Origin of the sequence: Lactococcus sp. AK05 (genome assembly GCF_041026685.1) — a bacterium.
Classification (GTDB): Bacteria; Bacillota; Bacilli; order Lactobacillales; family Streptococcaceae; genus Lactococcus; species Lactococcus lactis.
Map to the genome: position 1 here is coordinate 25,910 of NZ_JBFTEI010000009.1, position 6,000 is coordinate 31,909.

The window sequence follows — 6,000 nt, forward strand, 5'->3', positions numbered from 1 at the left end:
ACTTTTTGGCACTGGCTTAATGCTAGTGCTTTTTGATATAAAAAAGTCACTCCGAAGAATGACTTGTGGCAGGCAGGACGAGCCAACCGTAACTCGCCCAAGCAAAATCTTCAAAACAATTTTTGAAGATTTGTAATGTTTTGTAAGCAATTACATTGTACGATATTATTCTCAGGTTGTCAACATAAAAAAGCGCCTAGGGTAATTAGGCGCTCAGGAGTTTTATCTTGAGCATTTTATCAGCAAAAATTCTCAAAGATTGTTTAGGGTAACTTATTATAACTCCCTGATTAGATTTTGTCAATAATTATAGAAGATTATTTTACAACCATAACATTGCATGGTGATTTTTCAACAACATAAGAAGTTGTAGAACCAATCAAAATACGATCTACTAATTTTTTACTATTTGCCCCAATCACAATTAAATCCATTGCATTATCTTCAGCAAATTTAACAATATCTTTCTTTGGATTTCCTATAAAAGTTACCGTTTGAAATGCGACATCTTTAGGAAAATCTTTAGTTAGGTTTTTGATAATTTGTTTTGACTCTTCTTCAATCTCATCTAGGCTCATTGCTAAAGCAATTGAGGTTCCTCTTAACCTTGTTTCATCTTTAACATTCAGAATAAATAATTCAGCTTCATTCCTTTTTGCAACTGCAATCGCTTCATGGAGCGCATTCATAGCTTGGTTTGAATCATCAACTGGAACCAGAATTTTCTTGTAAACATCTTTCATCTCAGGCACCTCCTGTAAATGTTATTATTTTCACAATTTTATTCTATCATTTTTTGAATGCGTTTGCAAACCTTAGAATTAAAAAGCGCCCCAGCTAGGAGAGGGACGCTAAAGAGTAAATTTATGAAAAAATTTATCATTGGTGTTGTTATTATAGATTCAATTGCTTAAACGAAATTAAAAAACATCGTCACTTAGTCAAGAACGATGCTTTAGGAGTTATTTATAACCTTAATGTAAAAGGTAAGATTATTATACAATTTACTGCTTTCGTTGTAAAGAAAAACGCTCCAAATAAGGAGCGATAACTCTAGAAAGTCATCTGTCAGTATACCATAATCTTATTGTTTTGTAAATAAAATAGAAGCCGCAGCGCACGACTTCTATAGCTATGAATAACAAGAGACTGTGACCTCTTTAATACAAATATACTATTAAAAAAAATATATTACTAATTATTTGTTCCAAAATAAGAGGACGCCACTTCTAGATAAGAAATGGCGTCACAGCAGTATATAAATATTATAACGCTCTCATTGAGACTTGTCAATTCTTTAAACAGTTTTAATAAAGTATATTAAACAAGAAAAACAACCTCGCCAAAAGGTGCTTCCTGAAACACTATTAAAATACTACTCGTAGAATTATTATATTACCATCACGTTATTTTGTAAAGAATATTGTTTTGATTAAAATACCTTGCATAATCATTTACATTTTGATATTCTTTTTAAAAATATACTTGGAGAACAATATGAAAAAAATATTATTTACAATTTTAGCCTTAGGTTTTAGTTTAATCGTATTGAGTGGTTGTCAAACTAGAGAAGATAGTTCGGATTGGTTACAAGGGACTGGTATAGTAAGGACTGGAATGTAACTTACACTATCATTAAACAAGATGAAAATGACTGGGAAATTAGAGATGGAGAGCATCCTATCGCTAAATGTTCACAAGAATATATAGATGATAAAGATAGTAAAGAAATTCTACTTATTGATAAGAAGGGCACTGAATTTCATATCACTCCAATTGATAAGACCCATATAAAATTTCAACAAGTAAGTAAAGATGGCACATTAGGCTCTACTGATGCAGTGGAGTTTGTTAAAAAACAATATTAGAAGACAGGATCAATCCCTGTTTTTTTGTTGTAAAGAAAAACGCCCCGGAGGGCGAGAACTATTAAATAAGAGTATATCATTTTTTATTATTCTTATTTATTTTATATGATTTTTTCTTCTTCTTTGGGAATAAATCGACTACTGTACCGGCACTTGAAAATCCTATCAGATTAGCAGCTTGATTTTTATTAGATGATTTGTTAATCAAAGTTTTAATTGGTCCATATATTTTTCCGAAATTATAATCGGGATTAATTGATAACATCATCTTTTTTATTATACATAAGATTATTGCTAGTCTGCTTGTAACTTCATTTTTTTGATTAATAAATAAATATTCTCTCCACTCTTCCAACATCATAGGTGATGTTTTAAGTTTAATATCTATTACTGTAGAATTATGTGCACAGTTATTCCTTATAAATTTTAAACTTTTAAGCCATGATTTCAATTGATCAGGCGTACAATTATAATAATCGGCTAGTGTCTTTAGATTTTTATTAGACATTAGATCTAATAGTTCTACAATATCACCAAAAGTCAAAATTTCTACTAGCAGCCATATTGTTGGATACTTATTATTCTTTAAATTTTTCTTATCCTTAAGTTCAATTGATGCGGAACGTTGCATTCTATTGTAAATTTTATGTTTAAGATCATTCTGTTTATCTTCTAAATAATATTTACAATATTTATCCCTATTACACCAGTTAGCAAAATTTAAATAATAATACGCCCCCTTTTTTCCTAAGATGTAAGCAAGTTTAGTCTTTATAGAAACTTCAATATCTTCTATACTATGTAATAATGAAATTCTTAAGTCTTTATCAGCATAAAAACGATTCAAAATATCCTGAAAGGTTACTTCAGTGTATTTACGTTCTTTGTTTTCATTTACTCTTGACAGTGGTAAAGAAAAAGATTTGAGTTTGTAGTATCCAATATCTCTAATATGTCGAATTGCTATATCTCTTTTTCCAATAACTACCCCTCTAGACTCAAATAAATCAACTTGCTCTTCAAAACTAAGCGGTTTTGGCTCTTCCATAGTTTCCTCTCAAGATACAAAAAAATACTCTCACCTCGGAACGTATCCGCCACAAAGGGAGTGAGAGTGTTGTCATTTACATACATATTAAACTATATTTATAATTTTGTCAACAAAAATGTATAAGTTTTTTCTTATTTTAGAAAGTTTAGTAAAAGCATTGAACTTTTGTTCATATTTATTACAAACAAAAAAACGCCCGCCGAAGCGGGGTTATACTTTAGTTTGTTTTTTAATAAAGTGTCTAATTAAAATAGAAGCTTCGAATAGTGTAGATAATATAAAAGAAATTCCCCCTATCAAAAGAATTTGATCAGACTGCTCAAATTCGCCGAAAGCTAAAACCTCAATACTTAGTATAATGACAACAATCCAAGTTCCTTCAAATTTCATCTTACTACCACCACTTTTAGTTTTATTAAAAAGTATATCATATTCTGAAAAATAAAAAAAGTAGTGACCGAAGTCAGGCATAAATTTTAATAATTTAGAGTTTGACCAGCGTAAATCAAATTAGGGTTTGAAATACCATTCATTGAAACTAAACTTTGAACTGTTATTCAATGAAAAAAAGCATTCATTAAGAATGCTTTTTATCGTCTTCTCCCATTAATTATATCTTTGATTGATTTATCAATGGACTGTTGCTTTGTAATCAGCGGCGTTAAAGTTCTAGCTGCATCATTTTTATCGAAAACAGAAACGGCCGGACGATTGCTTAAAAGTTGTAAAGCATTAATAACATCTTTGTTTGTTCCGCTTGAAGCTATTGTCTCCAATATACTTAAAATGGCATTCAGTTGCTTACTATTGTCAACAACTGGAGCATTGACTACTAAGTGTTGTTGAACTGCTCTCATATCTCTAAATATTTTCGCATTAGCTGGAATACCACCAGTGCCATCGGCATATTTAGGGATAAGTTGTGCTGTTTTGCTAGCTTTTAAAATTTTCGTTCCTTTAGGCAGTGGCATTGTCACATCTCGACCTTCTGGAATAAAACTTACTCCATTAGGCAAGCTGATCAATTCCTTATAAGTTGGCCCTTTTTGGTCATTAACCATAGCAAGTCCGCCCGGATGGTATGGTGTACCTTGAGCGTTGTTTGTTTTATTTATGATTAAATCAATTGTTTTTGAAGTCGGAATATCACCTAAGAATCCACTCAATGTTTTTCTTGCTCCACTGTCATTGGCATCAATTCCTACAGTTTTACCTTGCAATGCAGCAATTGTTGCGGCAGCGCTATTTACTCCTTGCCCTGTATTGTTGTTTGCACCAAGTGGTACCGTTTTTCCTTGTAGTGAATCAATAATAGCTTGGGCGTCCATTTTTGGCTTTAAAGTCAGATTTTGCGCTAAAAGTTTTTTTTCTTCTGGAGTAGCTTTATTCCATGCATCTAAAATAGCCGATGCATTTGCTTCGTTATTAATGAAGCCTGAATTGTCTCCCAGTAATTTTTTCACTTCGTCAGGAATACTATTCCATTCGTTTAATTTTTGTTGAGATGCAGCAATGGCAAGTAATCCTTGCTGATTATGTATAAAAAGCTCTTTATCTTTAGGGGATAGGCTATCCCATTGACCGCTAGCGATAACTGCTTCTAAAATTGAAGCTTTAGCATTAGTAGATAGATTAGCATGCTTCATCACAAATTGAATTTGTTCCCAACCACCTTTTTGTTTTAATGTGTCGGCAACCACTTGAGCTGCATTTGTTGTAACTTTCCCTGTCTTAGGGTCAAGAACCAGGCTATTCCATGTATCATCTGCTTTTTTTACATCGCTACTCATATTTTTAGCATATTGGGCAAGCAATTTAGAACTATCTCCAAGCTCTTGGGTACTGTTTTTAGCTCCACTTCCTGCTTTTTTTAACATTTCTTCGAAATCTAATCCGTAATTAGCAAATTGCTCCGACTGCCTTCTCATATAAGCACCATATGATTGAGTCCCTTTTTGCATATTATCTATAATCACTTGTTGGGTAGCCGCTAAATCTACACCATACTTTTCCATAATTTGTTTATGCTGATTATTATATGCTTCCGTAGTCTCATTATATTCCTGAGCACTCATTTTCCCGTTTTCGAAAAGTTCTTTAGCAGCTGCCATTTTCTTTTTATAGCTATCATTTTCACTATCCATTAATTTCGTTAAACTGTCAGAAACATTATTGGCAGTTTCTACTGACATATTAGTCATATCGCCATTTAAAGCCTTCATAACAGCCGTCTTTTTGCTTCCAGTTATTTTCAAAGCATCTAACTCTTGACCGGCTATTACGTTCTGGTCAGCTATTATCTTAGAATTTTCATCAGCTGTAATTTGTCTATGATTTTTTGCAGCATTTTGATAGATATTAGTCATATCATCTGTCGCCGCTTTAATAACATCCTTTGCTTTAGAACCGCCTTGCTTAAGATTTTTTATTTGATCATCAGACCAACCTAAAATTTTAGCATCGTTAATTAATTTTTGTGTAGCTGCATCAATATCACTATTAGCGGCAGTTCCCATATCAGCAATAGCTTGCTTCACATCATTGAAAGCTTTAGGGCCAATAGCTCCAAATTTTTCAGTAGCTGTTTTTAAGCCTTCTACTTTTTCTTCAAAATTTTTAACTTTGTTGTAAGTTTCGTCAGGAACATTAATTGTTCCGAATACATTATGCTTATCTTCTAATTTACTTACTTGGTCAAGTACCCCAATAATCAATCCAGCTAAACCTGCTGTACCTAATGCACCAACCGCTATAGGAGAGATACCAGCTAGAATTGGAGAGATACCACCTAGCTCTGCAGCTAACCCTCCTGAGCCTCCTACTGCTTTTGCCGCTAATCCTGCTTCTGTAGTTATCCCTTCGAGTGCTAATTTACCAGCACCTCTAGCCCCAAATCTTGCCAAACCTCCAGTAACTCCCGAAATAATACTTGTTAATCCACTCAAAGCTTTCGCTGTTGGAGCAACTGCAGCAGCTGCTATTGCCATATGGATGATAAATTGTTGTGTTTCTGGGCTTAATTTTGAAAACGAGCCTGCCAAATTATCTATTTCTTTAACAACTGGAATGATTGAAGGTAAT

At 33.0% G+C, this 6,000-nt stretch carries 5 protein-coding genes and 2 pseudogenes; 2 read left to right on the plus strand and 5 right to left on the minus strand.

Annotated elements, in window-relative coordinates; translation table 11 throughout:
- Positions 1-317 precede the first annotated feature (317 nt).
- On the minus strand, positions 318-743 hold the full coding sequence (locus AB6B24_RS11560) for a universal stress protein (RefSeq protein ID WP_012897999.1): 426 nt from the start codon (positions 741-743) through the stop codon (positions 318-320).
- Between the two features lie 754 nt (positions 744-1,497).
- Here AB6B24_RS11560 and AB6B24_RS11565 point away from each other — a divergent pair.
- Positions 1,498-1,623 (plus strand): hypothetical protein, encoded by a 126-nt coding sequence (locus AB6B24_RS11565; RefSeq protein WP_369164720.1) that lies wholly within the window; start codon positions 1,498-1,500, stop codon positions 1,621-1,623.
- Positions 1,584-1,868 carry an aldo/keto reductase gene (locus AB6B24_RS11570; RefSeq protein ID WP_369164721.1) on the plus strand — a complete coding sequence of 95 codons (285 nt, stop codon included), beginning with the start codon at positions 1,584-1,586 and terminating at the stop codon, positions 1,866-1,868. Before AB6B24_RS11565 ends, AB6B24_RS11570 begins: the two co-directional genes overlap by 40 nt.
- 76 nt (positions 1,869-1,944) lie before the next feature.
- On the opposite strand, the gene AB6B24_RS11575 is transcribed toward AB6B24_RS11570, so the two are convergent.
- The 4 genes and pseudogenes from AB6B24_RS11575 to AB6B24_RS11590 all read right to left on the minus strand — a co-directional run.
- Positions 1,945-2,916, minus strand: coding sequence for an Abi family protein (locus AB6B24_RS11575; RefSeq protein WP_240819072.1), 972 nt, complete (start codon positions 2,914-2,916; stop codon positions 1,945-1,947).
- 213 nt (positions 2,917-3,129) lie between these two features.
- Positions 3,130-3,309, minus strand: coding sequence for a hypothetical protein (locus AB6B24_RS11580; RefSeq protein WP_369164723.1), 180 nt, complete (start codon positions 3,307-3,309; stop codon positions 3,130-3,132).
- Positions 3,310-3,395: 86 nt separating this feature from the next.
- Positions 3,396-3,473, minus strand: a pseudogene (locus tag AB6B24_RS11585) (LysM peptidoglycan-binding domain-containing protein); the annotation flags it as partial.
- 36 nt (positions 3,474-3,509) lie between these two features.
- Positions 3,510-6,000: pseudogene (locus tag AB6B24_RS11590) on the minus strand (phage tail tape measure protein); the annotation flags it as partial.

Bases quoted from the DNA above. Each gene is read 5' to 3' on its own strand.
- AB6B24_RS11560 (WP_012897999.1), bottom strand. From the start codon at position 743: ATGAAAGATGTTTACAAGAAAATTCTGGTTCCAGTTGATGATTCAAAC.
- AB6B24_RS11565 (WP_369164720.1), top strand. From the start codon at position 1,498: ATGAAAAAAATATTATTTACAATTTTAGCCTTAGGTTTTAGTTTAATC.
- AB6B24_RS11575 (WP_240819072.1), bottom strand. From the start codon at position 2,916: ATGGAAGAGCCAAAACCGCTTAGTTTTGAAGAGCAAGTTGATTTATTT.
- AB6B24_RS11580 (WP_369164723.1), bottom strand. From the start codon at position 3,309: ATGAAATTTGAAGGAACTTGGATTGTTGTCATTATACTAAGTATTGAG.